Annotated in this window: 18 protein-coding genes; 7 read left to right on the forward strand and 11 right to left on the reverse strand. The window is 70.2% G+C overall.

Annotated elements, in window-relative coordinates; translation table 11 throughout:
- Positions 1-28 precede the first annotated feature (28 nt).
- The 3 genes from BLR68_RS03125 to BLR68_RS03135 all read left to right on the forward strand — a co-directional run bounded on the left by BLR68_RS03125 (position 29) and on the right by BLR68_RS03135 (position 2853).
- Positions 29-721, forward strand: coding sequence for a response regulator transcription factor (locus BLR68_RS03125; RefSeq protein ID WP_018188578.1), 693 nt, complete (start codon positions 29-31; stop codon positions 719-721).
- A gap of 88 nt (positions 722-809) precedes the next feature.
- Entirely contained in the window at positions 810-2450 is a 1641-nt protein-coding gene (locus BLR68_RS03130; RefSeq protein WP_018188579.1) for a sensor histidine kinase, read from the forward strand.
- Positions 2451-2565: 115 nt separating this feature from the next.
- Positions 2566-2853 (forward strand): WXG100 family type VII secretion target, encoded by a 288-nt coding sequence (locus BLR68_RS03135; protein WP_018188580.1) that lies wholly within the window; start codon positions 2566-2568, stop codon positions 2851-2853.
- Positions 2854-2920: 67 nt separating this feature from the next.
- On the opposite strand, the gene groL is transcribed toward BLR68_RS03135, so the two are convergent.
- Positions 2921-4540, reverse strand: a complete 1620-nt coding sequence (gene groL / locus BLR68_RS03140) for a chaperonin GroEL (protein WP_018188581.1) — start codon at positions 4538-4540, stop codon at positions 2921-2923.
- 237 nt (positions 4541-4777) lie between these two features.
- Here groL and BLR68_RS03145 point away from each other — a divergent pair, with 237 nt between their 5' ends.
- A complete protein-coding gene (locus tag BLR68_RS03145) occupies positions 4778-5302 on the forward strand; it encodes a DUF4303 domain-containing protein (RefSeq protein ID WP_018188582.1) in 525 nt (174 codons plus the stop codon).
- A 6-nt stretch (positions 5303-5308) separates the two neighbouring features.
- Here the strand turns inward: BLR68_RS03145 and BLR68_RS03150 are convergent, their stop codons facing one another.
- From BLR68_RS03150 to BLR68_RS03160, 3 genes are all read right to left on the reverse strand, one after another.
- A complete protein-coding gene (locus tag BLR68_RS03150; RefSeq protein WP_018188583.1) occupies positions 5309-5512 on the reverse strand; it encodes a cold-shock protein in 204 nt (67 codons plus the stop codon).
- 141 nt (positions 5513-5653) lie between these two features.
- Positions 5654-6286, reverse strand: coding sequence for a LytR C-terminal domain-containing protein (locus BLR68_RS03155; RefSeq protein ID WP_018188584.1), 633 nt, complete (start codon positions 6284-6286; stop codon positions 5654-5656).
- A gap of 9 nt (positions 6287-6295) precedes the next feature.
- A complete protein-coding gene (locus tag BLR68_RS03160) occupies positions 6296-6556 on the reverse strand; it encodes a DUF3263 domain-containing protein (RefSeq protein WP_018188585.1) in 261 nt (86 codons plus the stop codon).
- A gap of 87 nt (positions 6557-6643) precedes the next feature.
- Here BLR68_RS03160 and msrB point away from each other — a divergent pair, with 87 nt between their 5' ends.
- Positions 6644-7054: a peptide-methionine (R)-S-oxide reductase MsrB gene (gene msrB, locus BLR68_RS03165; protein WP_018188586.1), complete on the forward strand. Its 411-nt coding sequence runs from the start codon at positions 6644-6646 to the stop codon at positions 7052-7054.
- Positions 7055-7067: 13 nt separating this feature from the next.
- Here the strand turns inward: msrB and BLR68_RS03170 are convergent, their stop codons facing one another.
- The 3 genes from BLR68_RS03170 to BLR68_RS03180 form a co-directional block, all read right to left on the reverse strand.
- Positions 7068-8021, reverse strand: a complete 954-nt coding sequence (locus BLR68_RS03170; protein ID WP_018188587.1) for a DMT family transporter — start codon at positions 8019-8021, stop codon at positions 7068-7070.
- A 10-nt stretch (positions 8022-8031) separates the two neighbouring features.
- Positions 8032-9060 carry a 6-phosphofructokinase gene (locus BLR68_RS03175; RefSeq protein WP_018188588.1) on the reverse strand — a complete coding sequence of 343 codons (1029 nt, stop codon included), beginning with the start codon at positions 9058-9060 and terminating at the stop codon, positions 8032-8034.
- A gap of 95 nt (positions 9061-9155) precedes the next feature.
- Positions 9156-11312 (reverse strand): DEAD/DEAH box helicase, encoded by a 2157-nt coding sequence (locus BLR68_RS03180; protein WP_018188589.1) that lies wholly within the window; start codon positions 11310-11312, stop codon positions 9156-9158.
- Positions 11313-11536: 224 nt separating this feature from the next.
- Here BLR68_RS03180 and deoC point away from each other — a divergent pair, with 224 nt between their 5' ends.
- Positions 11537-12247, forward strand: a complete 711-nt coding sequence (gene deoC, locus BLR68_RS03185) for a deoxyribose-phosphate aldolase (protein ID WP_018188590.1) — start codon at positions 11537-11539, stop codon at positions 12245-12247.
- Positions 12248-12270: 23 nt separating this feature from the next.
- On the opposite strand, the gene BLR68_RS03190 is transcribed toward deoC, so the two are convergent.
- Genes BLR68_RS03190 through truB form a run of 4 tightly spaced genes read right to left on the reverse strand, consistent with a single transcriptional unit; the run spans position 12271 to position 15009 of the window.
- A complete protein-coding gene (locus tag BLR68_RS03190) occupies positions 12271-13236 on the reverse strand; it encodes a bifunctional riboflavin kinase/FAD synthetase (protein WP_018188591.1) in 966 nt (321 codons plus the stop codon).
- The gene (locus tag BLR68_RS03195) at positions 13233-13694 is read right to left on the reverse strand and encodes a hypothetical protein (protein WP_018188592.1); all 462 of its coding nucleotides are present in this window, start codon (positions 13692-13694) and stop codon (positions 13233-13235) included. Before BLR68_RS03195 ends, BLR68_RS03190 begins: the two co-directional genes overlap by 4 nt.
- A 56-nt stretch (positions 13695-13750) precedes the next feature.
- Positions 13751-14119, reverse strand: coding sequence for a hypothetical protein (locus tag BLR68_RS03200; RefSeq protein ID WP_018188593.1), 369 nt, complete (start codon positions 14117-14119; stop codon positions 13751-13753).
- The gene (truB, locus tag BLR68_RS03205) at positions 14116-15009 is read right to left on the reverse strand and encodes a tRNA pseudouridine(55) synthase TruB (protein WP_018188594.1); all 894 of its coding nucleotides are present in this window, start codon (positions 15007-15009) and stop codon (positions 14116-14118) included. The genes BLR68_RS03200 and truB overlap by 4 nt, the downstream gene beginning before the upstream one ends.
- A gap of 23 nt (positions 15010-15032) precedes the next feature.
- Here truB and BLR68_RS03210 point away from each other — a divergent pair, with 23 nt between their 5' ends.
- Positions 15033-15899, forward strand: coding sequence for an HhH-GPD family protein (locus BLR68_RS03210; RefSeq protein ID WP_018188595.1), 867 nt, complete (start codon positions 15033-15035; stop codon positions 15897-15899).
- The last annotated feature ends 18 nt before the right edge of the window (positions 15900-15917 follow it).

Consider the following 15917-nt stretch of genomic DNA (forward strand, 5'->3'; position numbering starts at 1 on the left):
CGATGGATTCCGGTGCCAGTATGGGCTCATGACCGCTGCGCGCATCCTCGTCGTGGACGACGAGCCGAACATCCGGGACCTGCTGGTCACCAGTCTCCGGTTCGCCGGATACCAGGTCCGTGCCGTCGCGAACGGCGCCCAGACCATCTCGGCCGTCCTCGAAGAAGAACCCGACCTGATCATCCTCGACGTCATGCTGCCCGACATGAACGGGTTCAGCGTGACCAAGCGGCTGCGCGGTGCGGGCTACACGGCCCCCATCCTCTTCCTCACGGCGAAGGATGCCACCGAGGACAAGATCGAGGGCCTCAACGTCGGCGGCGACGACTACGTCACCAAGCCGTTCAGCCTCGACGAGATCGTCGCTCGCATCCAGGCCATCCTCCGCCGCACGATGCAGGCCGACGAGGACTCGATCATCAAGGCCGGCGAGATCACGATGGACCAGGACACCCACGACGTCCAGGTCGGTGATGTCTCGATCGACCTCTCGCCCACCGAGTTCAAGCTCCTGCGGTACCTGATGCTCAACCCCAACCGGGTGCTCAGCAAGGCGCAGATCCTCGACCACGTGTGGGAGTACGACTTCAACGGCGACGCCGGCATCGTCGAGAGTTACATCTCCTACCTCCGCCGCAAGATCGATCCGCACTCCTCCGAGCCGCTCATCCAGACCAAGCGCGGGTTCGGATACATGCTGAAGGCCGACCGCACCGCCTGAACGGAGGCGCCCCCTGGGCCCGACGGCATCGCAGGACCGCGTCACCCATTGGTGGCGCGGTCTCAGCCTGCGCACGAAAGTCACCGGCGTGACGGTGAGCATCCTGGCATTCGGGATGATCGCCGCCGGCGTCGGCACCATGATCTTCCTGCGGAACGCCCAGCTCGGCGCCGTCGATCAGTCGCTGACCCAGACGGTCACGACCGACATCGCGAGCAACCTCATGAACGTCACGCTCGACGACGGTGGAGCCACCTTCACCCCGATCGCCGCGGCGCCGACCGACTTCTCGGTCGCGGTGTACAGCGGTAAGGGCAAAGGCGAGCGTCTTGCCGTGGCGGGCGGTGACGACACCCTCTCGCCGCCTGCCTTCCCCGAGACGTTCTCGCTCGATCAGACGGTGCTCGACGGAACGGCGCCGTTCGATCTGCCGTCGGCCGACGGGACGGTGCGCTACCGCGCCAGTGTCGACACCCTCCCTATCCCGGGCTCACGGGAGTACTACACGCAGCTGGTTGCCCTGCCGCTCAACGACGTGAACCGGACGGTCGCCAACTACATCGGCATCTACACGGCCCTCGCCCTCTTCACGATCGTCTGCAGCGCGATCCTGACCCGCGGACTGGTGACCCTGGCGTTCCGCGGCCTCGGCCAGGTCGAGTCCACCGCCATGACCATCGCGCAGGGCGATTTCAGCCAGCGCATGAGCGACATCGCGCCGGGCACCGAGGTCGGCCGCCTCAAGACCGCGATCAACGTCATGCTCGAGCGGATCGACGAGGCGCTGGGCGAGCGGGACTCGACGGTCGATCGGATGCGTCGGTTCATCGGCGATGCGAGCCACGAACTCCGCACGCCGCTCGTGACCGTCCGCGGCTACGCCGAGCTCTACCGCATGGGCGCCATCCAGGACCCGGAGCAGACGGCGCAGGCGATGGAGCGCATCGAGAAGGAGGCGATCCGCATGGGCGCCCTCGTCGAAGACCTCCTCGCCCTGGCGCGGCTCGACGAACAGCGCGACGTCGCCGTGGTGCCGGTCGACCTGCGCCCGATCGCCCGCGATGCCGCACTCGACGCGCGCGCGGCATCCCCCGATCGCGACGTTTCGTTCCTGGGTCAGACCTCGACCTCCCCGGTCCCGATGGTGGTCTTCCCCGCGCAGGACCCCTCGCCGAAGCGGCGAGGCGGCGCCATCGCGGGAGCCGGCCGTCTCCTGCGCCGTCGGAATCGAGCGGATGCCGCGTCCCCCGATCAGGCGACCGAGCCCATCCTGCTGCACCTGCCGCAGCCGGTCGTGCCGATCGTCCTCGGTGACGAGAACCGCATCCGGCAGGTCGTCGCGAACCTCCTCGGCAACGCCCGCCGGTACACTCCGGCAGGATCGCCGATCGAACTCTCCGTGGGGGCGGACCTCGAGACCGGACGCGGCTGGATCTCGGTCGCCGACCACGGCGAGGGCGTCCCCGAGCAGATCCGCAGCAAGATCTTCCAGCGCTTCTGGCGCGCCGACTCCTCGCGCACGCGCGAGACGGGCGGCTCCGGCCTCGGTCTGTCGATCGTCGCCTCCATCGTCGCGACGCTGCAGGGCACGATCGAGGTCACCGACACCGCCGGCGGCGGGGCGACGTTCACGGTGTCGCTCCCGCTCGCGACGGATCGCGCGACCGCCGGGGCGGCTCTCGACGTCGCGACGCAGCCGCTCCCGCGGACACCGCGCAGCGAGAGCTGAACAGCCTCCTCCCCAGCGCACGACGGGACGGATGCCTCTCCCCAGGCGGTGAGGATGCCCGAAGGCCCCGGCGCGGGTCTTTAGCGTGGCGGCATCCCATTCGAAAGGAACCGTCATGACCGCCTTCACCGTCGACAGCGACGCCGTCCTCGCCGCCACCACCACGATCCGCGCCACGGGCGACCGTGTGCAGTCCGAGACCGCCGCGATGCTCGGTCATCTGACCCAGCTGCAGGGTTCGTGGACGGGCAGCGCGTCGGTCGCCTTCCAGGGCGTGGTCGAGCGCTGGCGCGCCGCACAGCGGGAACTGGATGCCGCCCTCGGAGACATCAGCACCGCGCTCGCCACCGTCGGCCAGCAGTACGCGCAGACCGAGATGGCCGCCGCGGGCATGTTCCGCTGACGCGTCCGCGAACGACGAAGGGCCCCTCCCGGAGGAGGGGCCCTTCGTGCTGGCTGTCAGCGCTGGATCAGAAGTCCATGCCGCCGGTCGGGTCGCCGGCCGGAGCCGCCGCCTTCTCGGGCTTGTCGGCCACGACGACCTCGGTGGTGAGGAACAGGCCGGCGATGGACGCCGCGTTCTGCAGCGCCGAGCGGGTGACCTTGGCCGGGTCGATGATGCCGGCGGCGAACATGTCGACGTACTCGCCGGTCGCCGCGTTGAGGCCCTGGCCCGCGGGGAGCTCGGCGACCTTGTTCGAGACGACACCCGGCTCGAGGCCGGCGTTGAGGGCGATCTGCTTCAGCGGAGCCTGGATGGCGACCTTGACGATGTTCGCACCCGTCGCCTCGTCACCGACGAGCTCGAGCTTTGCGAACGCCTTCTCGCCGGCCTGGATGAGCGCGACGCCACCACCGGGGACGATGCCCTCCTCGACGGCTGCCTTCGCGTTGCGGACGGCGTCCTCGATGCGGTGCTTGCGCTCCTTGAGCTCGACCTCGGTCGCGGCTCCGGCCTTGATGACGGCGACGCCACCGGCGAGCTTCGCGAGGCGCTCCTGAAGCTTCTCGCGGTCGTAGTCGCTGTCGGTGTTGTCGATCTCGCGGCGGATCTGGGTCACGCGACCCTCGATCTGCGCTGCGTCACCGGCACCCTCGACGATGGTGGTCTCGTCCTTGGTGATGATGACCTTGCGCGCGCGGCCGAGCAGGTCGAGGGTGGCGTTCTCGAGCTTGAGACCGACCTCCTCGGTGATGACCTGGCCACCCGTGAGGATCGCGATGTCCTGCAGCTGGGCCTTGCGGCGGTCGCCGAAGCCGGGAGCCTTGACGGCAGCCGACTTGAAGATGCCGCGGATCTTGTTGAGCACGAGCGTCGCGAGAGCCTCGCCCTCGACGTCCTCGGCGATGATGAGGAGCTCCTTGCCGTCCTGGATCACCTTGTCGACGACGGGCAGAAGGTCCTTGATGTTCGAGATCTTCTGGTTCGCGATGAGGATGTAGGGGTCCTCGAAGACGGCTTCCTGACGGTCGGCGTCGGTGACGAAGTAGGGGTTGATGTAGCCCTTGTCGAAGCGCATGCCCTCGGTGAGCTCGAGCTCGGTGCCGAAGGTGTTGGACTCCTCGACGGTGACGACGCCTTCCTTGCCCACCTTGTCGATGGCCTCGGCGATTAGGGCGCCGATCTCGGGGTCGGCAGCCGAGATGGATGCCGTCGCCGCGATCTGGTCCTTGGTCTCGATCTCCTTCGCCCCGGCGAGCAGCTCGTCGGAGAGAGCCTTGACGGCCTTCTCGATGCCCTTCTTGAGCGAGATGGGGTCGGCGCCGGCTGCGACGTTGCGCAGACCTTCACGCACGAGCGCCTGGGCGAGGACCGTAGCGGTCGTCGTACCGTCACCGGCGACGTCGTCGGTCTTCTTGGCGACCTCCTTGACGAGCTCCGCGCCGATCTTCTCGTACGGGTCGTCGAGCTCGATCTCCTTGGCGATCGACACGCCGTCGTTCGTGATCGTGGGGGCGCCCCACTTCTTCTCGAGCACGACGTTGCGGCCACGGGGGCCGAGCGTCACCTTGACGGCGTCGGCCAGGGTGTTGAGGCCGCGCTCGAGGCCGCGGCGGGCCTCTTCGTCGAAAGCGATGATCTTTGCCATAAGTGTGTCGTCCCTCCCGGACGTGAGGTTCAGTACCGTGCCCCCAGGGACTGGGAGCGGGATCGTTCTGGCACTCAGGATGAGTGAGTGCTAAATCATTCTGGCACTCGACCATAGGGAGTGCAAGCCGCGCGGCCGCGACCCGCGCTACCGTGGTCGGCGCCGCGCCGATGCCTGCGACGGCGCCCGATGCCCGGGGTGTCGAACGGGTCCAGCCCTACGAGAGGAGATCGTTCCGTGAACCGTGACGACGCGCGTCGAGCGCTGCGGGAAGCCACTGTCGCCGCCTTCGACGAGACGATCGAGACCCTCACCGGCGAGCGGGTGTACGCGGTCACCCTGACCACGGACGACGGCGCGATGAGCGCGGGGCTCTGCATCACCACCGTCGAGCACTACGAGTCGAAGAGGTCGCAAGCGGATGCCGCCGGCGACCTCGCCTCCCCCGGGTACGACGCCTACCTGCGGTGGGACACCGCCGAGTGGCGCGACGAGCTGGCGGGCTGGGAGCACTTCTCGCCGATCTCCCGGCTGCTCGAGGAATCGTCGGACGACACCGACGGCTGGTTCGAGGAACACATCGATGCGCTGATCGCCGCCCTCGCGCACCTGCGGGCCGAGCGCGCAGAAGCGCTTGCCGGAGTCACCCTCTTCGTCTCCGTCACCGACAGCGACGAGACGGAGGCCATCGAGAACCGCTCCGCCCGAGAGCTGAATCCGCCCGAGCTGAGCGGACGCTTCCTGAGCCGATACGAGACCTGACAGGCGTCAGGCGACGACGCGGACGGACTCGGCCTGCGGGCCCTTCTGCCCGGTGCCGACGGTGAACTCGACGGCCTGCCCCTCCTCGAGGACCCGGAAGCCCGACATGTCGATGTTGGAGTAGTGGACGAAGACGTCCTGTCCGTCACCGAGGGTGATGAAGCCGAAGCCCTTCTCGGCGTTGAACCACTTGACGGTTCCCTGGGTCATGCGAATCTCCTGAAGCTGTGGGACATCGAAATGCTAGCCACGGCTCCGCGCTCGCAGACGCCGTTCGGGGCTTTGTTGACACCCCCGAACCGAAGTGTTTACGGCGTCGAAACACGCCGCCGGGGGGCGACGTGTGCTCCGTCATTCGCTGCCGAAGTCGAGGCCGACCACGACGACCAACTGGGGCCGACTCGCGCCATCCGCCGCCGTCGTCTCGGGCGGGGCGACGACCTGATACGTGTCGTCGAGCGACACCTCGGCGCCGCCGATCGCGTCCGCCAGTCCGCGGGCGGCCGCTTCGTCCGCGGGTTGCGCGTAGTAGACCGTGGTCGTCGGGAAGTCGGTGGAACTCGCGTTGCTCACCTCGACGTCGGCATCGGCCCAGCCCGCCGCGATCACCTGATCGCGGATCCGGGCACCCAGCCCCGTCTCGGCCGTCGCATTCAGCACGAGGACCTGGTACGAGGTGTCGACCTTGGGAGCGACGACCTGCGAGGTGCCGCTCGGCCCGGCCGCCGGCCCGAAGGAGAGGCGTCCCGTGGAGAGCAGCGTGCCGAAGACACCCGCGGCGACGATCGCGACGGTCGCGACGGCGGACCAGAAGACGATGAGCCCGATCCGGAGTCGGGGGTTCTCGGCGCGGTGGGCGCCGACCCGCGACACGTTCGGGGAGACGTCGTCGAAACGGTCGGTGGCGGCGGGACGACCCGTCGAGGCGGAGAGGGCCGTCGGGTCGGGCTGCTCTTGCTCAGGCGGGGATGTCGGAGACGGCACCCGAGGATCCTATCGGGCGGAGGCCGGGAGGATCCTGGCGCGGCTGCGGCGCTCGCGCTCCTGGTCGGCGTGGAGACGCCGGAGGCGGTGCACCAGGACCGGATCGTGGGCCACGGCATCCGCGGACTCGAGGATGCGTCCGAGGAGCTGGTAGTACCGCGCGGGCGTCAGCGAGAGCTCCGCGCGGAGCGCTTCCTCCTTGGCCCCGGAGTGCCCGTGCCACCGCGCCTCGAAGTCGAGGACGGCTCGGTCGCGGTCGGAAAGGGGCACTCCCCCACCGTACGACCGTCATCGGGCGACACCGCGGAACATCCGGGCGGTTCGTCCGGTTGAATAGGACGAGGGAAGGAAGAACACATGAGCTATCGCGTGGAGAAGACCGACGAGCAGTGGCGTGAGGAGCTGACGCCCGAGCAGTACGCCGTCCTGCGCCAGGCCGGCACGGAGCGCGCCTGGACCGGTGAGCTCCTCGACGAGGAGCGGGCCGGGTTCTACACCTGTGCCGCGTGCGGGTCGGAGTTGTTCCAGAGCGGCACGAAGTTCGACTCGCACTGCGGGTGGCCGAGCTTCTACGAGTCCGTGCGCCCCGAGGCGGTCGAACTCATCGAGGACAACAGCCACGGCATGGTGCGCACCGAGGTACGCTGCGCCAACTGCGGATCGCACCTGGGGCACGTGTTCCCCGACGGGTTCGGCACGCCGACCGGTGACCGCTACTGCATGAACTCGCTGTCGCTGTCGTTCACCCCGAAGGGCGACGGGGCCTGATCCGTCGCGGCGCTCAGCGCCGCACGCGCCAGAACGCTGCGACCGACACCGACGCGAGACCGATCACGACCGTGATCGCCTCGACGAGGAGACCGGGCCCGGCGGGCGCAGGCCAGAGGGCGTCGAGGACCAGCGAGGCGACGAGCTGGCCCGAGACGGCCGCCAGGCCGAACAGCAGGACACCGGTCCGCGCCACGATCGCGGCCGACATGACGATGTACGTCACACCCAGGACGCCCCCGAGGTAGAGCCACGGCTCACCCGGGGGCGTTGCGGGTGGTCCGCCTACGAGGGTAACGATGACCGCCAGTACCGTGAGGATGACGGTGCCGACGACGAAGTTGACGAGCGTCGCTGTCAGGGGCGTACCCACGCGGGCGCGCAGCCGGCCGTTGGTGGCCTGCTGCCACGCGAGGCCGACACCCACGAAGACCGGCAGGATCACCATCCACACCGGTACCCCGGCCAGTCCGTCCCCGGCGATCAGCATGACGGCCACCGCACCGAGCGCGAGCACCCCGCCGACCAGGCGCGGTACTGTGACGGCCACGACGCCTCCCGGGCCGAAGCCGATCCGGTCGAAGACCAAGCCGCCCACCGTCTGTCCGGCCACGATGCCGACGGTGAACAGCGAGACGCCGACGATGCCGACCGCGAAGCTCTGCGTCCCGACAGTGAACGCACCGGCCGCGCCGCCCACCAGCATCCACCAGGGGATCGTGTGATCCCGGATGCCGCGGGCCAGGGCGGCGGCGCCGCGCCTGCCCGCGGGCGTCAGCACGCTGATGAGCGCGATCAGGAGCAGTCCGCTCGCGAACGAGACGACGGCGGCGGCCATCGCGTGCTCGAGGCGCACGCCGAGCTGCCCGTTGATGCGGGCCTGAACGGCGGTGAGCACACCGACCGACACCGCCCCCAGAAGGGCGGGAGAGACGGATGCCGGGGCTGAGGGAGTCGCAGTCGTCACGCCGATCGGCTCAGCCGAACAGCGCGGCGGCTTCTTCGTAGCGGTGCGGCGGGACCGTGTGGAGAGATCCGAGGGCCTCGGCGAAGGGGACGCGCACGATCTCGGTGCCCTGCATCGCGACCATCTGGCCCCACGCGCCGTCGACGATCGCGTCGGCGGCGTGCAGGCCCAGGCGCGTGGCGAGCACGCGGTCGAAGCCCGACGGCGATCCGCCGCGCTGGATGTGGCCGAGGACGGTCGAGCGGGTCTCGATGCCCGTGATCCGTTCGATCTCGGGCGCGAGGATCTCGCTGATGCCGCCGAGACGCGGGCGGTTGAACGCGTCGAGGCCCTTGTCGCTGAAGGCTTCGTCCATGCCGGTGAGCTTGAAGCCCTCCGAGACGACGACCAGCGGCGCGCGGCCACGGTCGTGGGCCTTCGTCACCTGCTCGGCGATGTCGTCGATCGACATGGGCTGCTCGGGGATGCAGATGACATGGGCGCCCGCCGCGATGCCCGAGTGCAGGGCGATCCAGCCGACGTGGCGCCCCATGACCTCGGCGACCATGCAGCGCTGGTGGGAGTCGCCCGTGGTCCGCAGCCGGTCCATCGCCTCGGTGGCGATGTTCACGGCGGTGTCGAAACCGAAGGAGTAGTCGGTGGCGTGCAGATCGTTGTCGATCGTCTTCGGGACGCCGAGGACGTTGATCCCGTCCTTGTGCAGGCGGTCCGCCGCGGCGAGCGTTCCCTCGCCGCCGATCGCGACGATGCCGTCGAGACGGTGCCCGTACATCGTCTTGGAGATGTTCTCGGCGCCGCCGCGCGGCCCCTCGTAGGGGTTGGTACGGCTCGTGCCGAGGATCGTGCCGCCGACCTTCGACAGCCCCTTCACCTCGTGACGGGTCAGGGGGAAGAAGTCACCGTCGACCACGCCGCGCCACCCGTCGCGGATGCCCACGAACTCGATGTCGTAGGTCGTCGTGCCCTTCAGCACGATGCCCCGGATGACGGCGTTCAGTCCGGGACAGTCGCCGCCGCTCGTGAGGATACCGATCTTCATGGGTGGTCCTTTGGGTGATATCGGGTTGGTGCTGGGGGCGACGGTGCCTCCACGACACTAGCGTCGCGGCGGCATCCCTTGCCAGCGGAGCGACCTCAGGCCGCGCCGAGGGCCTGCCGCAGGAGGTGCATCAGCGCCGACAGCTGCACGGAGTCGCTCGAGGTCGGGTCGACCGCGTCGCCGTCGAGGGCGCGCTGAGCGAGCCCCTGTTTGCTGTCGATGAGCTCGGCGATCTTCGTGTCGATCGTGTGCGCCGCAATGATGCGCCACGCGGTGACCGGCTCGCCCTGGCCGATGCGATGCACGCGGTCGATCGCCTGCGTCTGCTCGGCCGCGGTCCAGCTGAGCTCGGCGAGGACCACGTTCGAGGCGGCCTGCAGGTTGAGGCCGACACCGGCGGCCGTCAGCGAGCACACCGCGATCGCGACGTCCGGCTCGCCGTTGAAGGCATCGATGGCCTGCTGGCGGACGGGCGTCGTCTGGTCGCCGCGGATCGAGACGGTGCGGAGCCCCGCCGACGCGAAGTGCGCCTCGGCGGCATCCATCACGTCGATGTGCTTCGCGAAGAAGACCACCTTGCCGACCGAGCGCTGCAGCTGCACGGCGTAGTCGGCGGCGAGGTGCGCCTTGGCCTGACCGATGCGGCGGACCATCGTGAAGACGTTCTCGGAGCCGCTGCCGGCGGCCTTGGCCTCTTCGAGCTCACCGTGGGCGACGAGTCGCACGATGTCCTCGTCGGCCTCGCCGCGGAGAACGCGGTCGCCGCGGGCCTCGATGATCCGGCGGTACTTCGCCGCCAGACGATCGCCGAGCTCGCGCTCGGCGGCACGGATCGACCGGCCGTATTCATCGTCGAGCTCGACGGGGAGGTCGGCGACGAGCTTGTCGGGCAGGTCGGCGGCGACGTCCTTCTTCTTGCGTCGGACGATCCCCATCGAGATCACGGCGGAGCGCGCCTCGGGGTAGAACGCCTTGTCGGCCGGGGTCAGGCCGGTCTCGTCGAGGCGCGCCATGAGCTCGGGGCCCGGCTTCTCACCGTTCGTCCAGCCGAGGAAACGCCAGATGGCGTCGAAGTCCTCGACGTCGTTGATGAGGGGCGTACCCGTCAGCGCCAGCAGGAGCGGGTCGCGCACCTGCTCGCGGATCCGCGACCCGAGGGCGAGCACGTTCCGGGACCGCTGCGAGGTCAGGTTCTTGATGAAGTGGGCCTCGTCGACGACCATGCCCTGCAGCCCGATCGAGCTCAGCCAGGCGAGGTGACGGTCGAGAATCTCGTAGTTGACGATGAAGACGTCGGCGAAGGCGTCCATCGTCTCGCCGTCGCCCTGGATGACGGTCGCGCGTCGCTGCGGCGTCCACCGCTCGACCTCGCGCGCCCAGTTCATCTTCACGACGTTGGGGACGACGACCAGGAGCGGGTAGGCGTCGGCGACGGATGCCGCGAGCACCGACTGCGCCGTCTTGCCGAGACCCGGCTCGTCGGCGAGCAGGAAGCTGCGGTGTCCGGAGCGCACGGCTTCGAGGAACCGCGACTGGTGTTGCATGACCTCGAGGCCCTTGGGCGAGAGGCGGTCGAACTCGGGCACCGGAGGCAGATCCATTGACGCGGCGCCCCCGCCGGCGCCCGTCTCGAAGGCTTTGTACAGCGGGCCCATGAGCTCCCAGCCGTCGAGTCGGCGACGCGGCGTGGGTGCGACGGCGCGGAGCGCGGCGTCCGGGGACAGGAAGGGGTTCGACTCCTTGCGCGCCTCGACCTGCGGCGGCACGACCTGACGGTCGGCGACGCCCTCGGGCACGACGGGGGTCTGCGCGGGCTTCGCATCGGTGATGATCAGCTCATCCTCGGGCAGGTCGGCGCCCGACTCGATGAGCCAGTCGCGACGCATGCGACGGGCGACCGGCGACGTCGCCTGGTCGACCTCGAGCAGCTGGATGAGCGAGGTGTCGCGCGCGGCGGTCTTGGCGAGGATCGTCGCGACGCCGTCGAGCCGCTTGAGCAGCTCGGCGCGGGCGCCGTCGGCGATGTCGGTCGCGGCCTTGACGCGGGCGCGCTCCTCGCGGACGAGGAACGCGATCACCTGGAACTTGACCCGATTGGTCGGCCCCAGCTTTCCGCGCTGCGCCTTGGCTTCGACCTCGCGTACCTTGCGGGCGAGGATCGGGATGAGGGGTGCTTCGTCGTCTCGACGCGACGACGATTCCCGGCGACGCCGAGCGGCGGTCTTGGGGGCGGTGGCTGCCGTGGTCGGCATGCTCCTCCTGAGCGTGACACCGGCGGTGCCGGCGGTGGCCGTCGATGACGACGGTCTTACGAGACCGCGACGGTGCAGTCGCGGTGCGATATGGTCCCCGGATCCCCCGGCTGCGGGCACTCGCTTCTGCGAGCTGCGGCGACGGAAGGATCCTTCTCCCCCAGTCTAGCGTGTCCTCGCGACCCCGAACGTCGCCTCGCGGGTGGGCGCGTACGCTGGGAACCATGCCCACCGAACGTGAACTCGCCGCCACCATCGACCACGCGATCCTGAAGCCCGAGCTGACCCGGGCCGACGTCGACGCGGAGCTCGACATCGCGGCCGAGTGGGGCGTCTTCAGCGTCTGCGTGCGCCCGAGCGACATCCCCCACGCCGTCGAGCGCCTCGCCGGCACCGGTGTCGCGGTCGGCACGGTCATCGGCTTCCCGCACGGCACCACGTCGACGGTCGCGAAGGTCGCCGAGACCCGTCAGGCCATCGCCGACGGCGCCGCCGAGGTCGACATGGTCGTCAACATCGCCGCCCTCCGCTCCGGGTTCGACGACGTCGTCGTCAGCGACATCCGCGCGGTCGTCGAGGCGGCCGGCGGTCGCGTCACCAAGGTCATCCTCGAGACGGCACTCCTCCACGACGAGCAGATCGAGCGCGGCAGCCGCCTCACCGAAGCGGGAGGCGCGCACTTCGTCAAGACCTCCACGGGCTTCGCCGGCGGCGGCGCGACGGTCCCCCACGTCGAACTCATGCGGCGCACCGTCGGCGCGGGCGTCGAAGTGAAGGCATCCGGCGGTGTCCGCAGCTACGCCGACGCGCTCGCCATGATCGAGGCCGGCGCCTCGCGCCTGGGCACCAGCGGCAGCGCCGTCATCCTCGGTGAAGCACGTCGAGTGGATGCCGGGGCCGCAGCCACCGGCGCCGTCGACGACTCCTCGTACTGAGTCGGTCCGTCAGCGTCGGTTCGTCACCCGCCGGACCGCAGCGCGGCACGGACGTCGGTGACGTCGGCATCCATCTGAGCGATCAGCTTGTCGATGCCTTCGAAGGCCACCATGCCGCGCACACGGGCGACGAACTGCACTTGGACGATGTGCCCGTAGAGGTCGAGGCCGGTCTCGTCGAGGACGTACGCCTCGACCTGGCGGACGGGGACGTCGTCGAACGTGGGGTTCGTGCCGATCGAGATGGCCGCGGCGTATCGGGTCGCGGGGGCGTAACCGCCGGCATCCGTCCCCTCGTCGACGAGCCAGCCGGCGTACACGCCGTCGGCGGGGATGAAGCCCTCGGCGTCGGTCGCGAGGTTCGCTGTCGGGTAGCCGAGCTCGCGGCCGCGCTTCAGCCCGTGCACGACCTCGGCCCGGACCGCGTGCGGGCGGCCGAGCAGCCGCGCGGCGTCCTCGACCTGGCCCGCGGCGAGCAGCTCGCGCACCCACGTCGACGAGACGCGACGTCCACCGCCCTGCACGTCGCCGACGATGTCCACGGTGAAGCCGTGCCCGCGGCCGAACTCGACGAGGAACTCCGGCGTACCGGCTCCCCCGCGACCGAAGCGGAAGTCCGCGCCCACCATGACGCAGACGGCACCGAGCGCATCGACGAGGATCCGCTCGGCGAACGTCTCGGGCGCGAGGGCCGCGAGCGCCTCATCGAAGCGGAGCACGAGCACCGCGTCGACCCCCGCGTCGCGGAGCAGGGCGATCTTCTGGTCGACGCTGACGAGGGCCTCGGGGCAGAGCTCCGGGCGCAGCAGGCTCAGGGGGTTGCGGTCGAAGGTCACCGCGACGACGCGGGCCCCGGCATCCGTTGCCGTCACCCGGGCACGGTCGATGACGGCGCGGTGGCCGGAGTGGACGCCGTCGAACTTGCCGATCGCGACGACGCTCGGGCCGAACCCCGCGGGGATCTCGGCGGGGTCGCGGAAGACGATCACGCCGCGCCGCCCGTCGTCCGTCCGCGGCGGTGCCCGATGAGCCACCAGAGGCCCAGGAACGGCAGCACGAGCGGGATCAGCACGTACCCGATGCCGTAGCCGGACCAGACCGTCGGGTGGTTGAAGAGCTCGGGGTGGGTCAGCGACAGCGTGCCGACGACGAGGACGCCGACGAGCTCGAACACGATGGCCGCCCAGGCGACGCGGTACCACCGCTCCGATGCGCTGAAGATGAGGGCGAGGGTCGCCAGGATGTAGACCAGGGCCGACAGCGCCGAGAGCGAGTACGCGACGGGGGCGTCGTCGAACTCCCGGACGATCTGGACGAACGAGCGTCCCGTCGCGCCCAAGGCCATGATCGCGTAGACGACGACGAGAACACGGCCGACACCGGTCATCCGACGCGGGGATGAGGATGCGGCCGACGGAGCGGGCGGGGTCGGCGCGGTCTCAGGCATGGCATGTCAATCCTACGGCCGCGGCGGGCCGGCCTCGCCGTCGGAGGCGGCGGGGCTCAGGCGACCTGGATCGTCCAGATGACGTTCATCCGCCACACCATGATCGCGATCGCGAAGGCGGCGACGCCCATGATGACGGTGCTCCAGCGGCTGCGCTCGATGAGGGCCCAGATGACCGCGGCCGGCGGGATCAGGACCGCCGAGACGAGGTACACCCAGAACTCCAGCAGATCGCCCGACGGCGGGTTGCCCACGAACGGCGCGATGATCGAGATCACGACCTGGACGACCAGGAGGACGAGGATGAGCGCCTGCGTACCGACCGACAGATCGCTCGGGCGTCGGCCTGCGAGCCCCAGCACCGTGCACAGGAGGCCGGCGATGCAGGCGACGGCGATGAGGACGACGGTGAACCACGCGATCACGGCTGCTCCTCGGGCATGTTCATGAGGCTCTTCACATCCGCCCCGCGCCGTCCGACGATCCCGACGAGCACACCGTCGGGATCGATCGCCGCCGGATTCTCGCCGGTCAGGCGGTCCGCGGCGCCCAGCAGGCGCTTGCCGTGGCGCAGGTCGCGCGCCTCGTCGGCGGTGACCGGGAAGGCGCCGAGAAGGGATGCCGCGACCTCGGCGGCATCCTTCAGCGGCACCTGGGGAGTCAGCTCCACGACGGCTTCGGCGACGTCGAACGGGCCGACGCGCGTGCGGCGGAGAGCGGTCAGGTGGCCGCCGACGCCGAGGTCCGCGCCGAGGTCCCGCGCGAGCGCGCGGATGTAGGTGCCGCTCGAGCAGTCCACGACGACGTCGACGTCGATGACGCCGTCACCGCGGCGGATCTCCCGCACCTCGAACCGGCTGACCACGACGTCGCGGGCCTTCAGCTCGACCTGCTCCCCCGCGCGCGCCAGGTCGTAGGCGCGGCGCCCGCCGACCTTGATCGCCGACACCGTGCTCGGCACCTGCGCCATGGGCCCCGTCAGTGAGCGGATGCCGCGGTGGATCGCCTCATCGGTGACGCCACCGGCATCCGTCGTCGAGGTCTCGACGCCGTCGGCGTCATCGGAGTCCGTCGTGACGCCGAGGCGGATCGTGGCTTCGTAGGTCTTGTCGAGCCCGACGACGTAGGTCAGAAGGCGCGTGGAGTGACCGATCCCGAGGACGAGCAGGCCCGTGGCCATGGGGTCGAGAGTGCCGGCGTGGCCGATCTTGCGCGTGTTCAGCGCGCGGCGGGCGCGCGCCACGATGTCGTGGCTGGTGACGCCGCCGGGCTTGTCGACGAGGAGGATCCCGCCGCTCCCCTGACTCTGGTGCATGGCTTCCAGCCTAGGCTGGAGCGGTGCCCGACCTCGCCCCGCCGCTGATCGCGTGGTACCGCGACAACGCCCGGGACCTGCCGTGGCGACGCGAGGGGTTCTGTGCCTGGGGCACGCTCGTGAGCGAGTTCATGCTCCAGCAGACGCCCGTCGCCCGGGTCATCCCCCGCCTCGAGGAGTGGCTCTCGCGCTGGCCGACACCGGCCGACCTCGCCGCCGCTCCCCCGGCCGACGCCGTCCGCCTCTGGGCGAACCTCGGCTACCCCCGCCGCGCCCTCTGGCTGCACCGCGCGGCGACGGAGATCCGCGACCGGCACGACGGGATGGTCCCCCGGGACGTCGATGCCCTGCTCGCGCTCACCGGGATCGGCGACTACACCGCCCGGGCGGTGGCAGTGTTCGCGTTCGGCGACCGGCATCCCGTCGTCGACACGAACACCCGACGCGTCCTCGCGCGCGCCGTCGAGGGACGCTCGCAGCCGAGACCTCCCGCGAAGGCGGACCTCGCCGCGATGGCCGCGATCCTGCCCGAGGACGACGGCGACGCCGCGGTCGTCAACGCGGCCGCGATGGAGCTCGGCGCCGTCGTGTGCACGGCACGCACCCCGCGATGCGAGGCGTGCCCCCTCGCCGACCTCTGCGCCTGGCGCGCCGCCGGATACCCCGACACGGGCGACGACCGTCGCAAGCAGGCGCGCTACGAGGGCAGCGACCGTCAGGCGCGCGGAGCGGTCCTGAAGGTACTGCGGGATGCCGACGGCCACGTCGCGCCCGCCGCCGCGGTGATCGCCGAATGGCCCGACCCGCAGCAGCGGGACCGGGCCATCGACTCACTCATCGTCGACGGCCTGGTCGAGGCCGTCGACGGGATGCTGCACCTGCCGCGCTAGCGCGCGGCGGGAGAGGAC

It is taken from the genome of Microbacterium sp. 77mftsu3.1 (assembly GCF_900100525.1).
In the GTDB taxonomy this organism is placed as follows: Bacteria; Actinomycetota; Actinomycetes; order Actinomycetales; family Microbacteriaceae; genus Microbacterium; species Microbacterium aquilitoris.

Coding starts and splice junctions, on each gene's coding strand:
- BLR68_RS03125 (WP_018188578.1), top strand. CDS start 29: ATGACCGCTGCGCGCATCCTCGTCGTGGACGACGAGCCGAACATCCGG.
- BLR68_RS03195 (WP_018188592.1), bottom strand. CDS start 13,694: ATGCCTGAGACCGCGCCGACCCCGCCCGCTCCGTCGGCCGCATCCTCA.
- BLR68_RS03180 (WP_018188589.1), bottom strand. CDS start 11,312: ATGCCGACCACGGCAGCCACCGCCCCCAAGACCGCCGCTCGGCGTCGC.
- msrB (WP_018188586.1), top strand. CDS start 6,644: ATGAGCTATCGCGTGGAGAAGACCGACGAGCAGTGGCGTGAGGAGCTG.
- truB (WP_018188594.1), bottom strand. CDS start 15,009: ATGCACCAGAGTCAGGGGAGCGGCGGGATCCTCCTCGTCGACAAGCCC.
- BLR68_RS03135 (WP_018188580.1), top strand. CDS start 2,566: ATGACCGCCTTCACCGTCGACAGCGACGCCGTCCTCGCCGCCACCACC.
- deoC (WP_018188590.1), top strand. CDS start 11,537: ATGCCCACCGAACGTGAACTCGCCGCCACCATCGACCACGCGATCCTG.
- BLR68_RS03150 (WP_018188583.1), bottom strand. CDS start 5,512: ATGACCCAGGGAACCGTCAAGTGGTTCAACGCCGAGAAGGGCTTCGGC.
- BLR68_RS03175 (WP_018188588.1), bottom strand. CDS start 9,060: ATGAAGATCGGTATCCTCACGAGCGGCGGCGACTGTCCCGGACTGAAC.
- groL (WP_018188581.1), bottom strand. CDS start 4,540: ATGGCAAAGATCATCGCTTTCGACGAAGAGGCCCGCCGCGGCCTCGAG.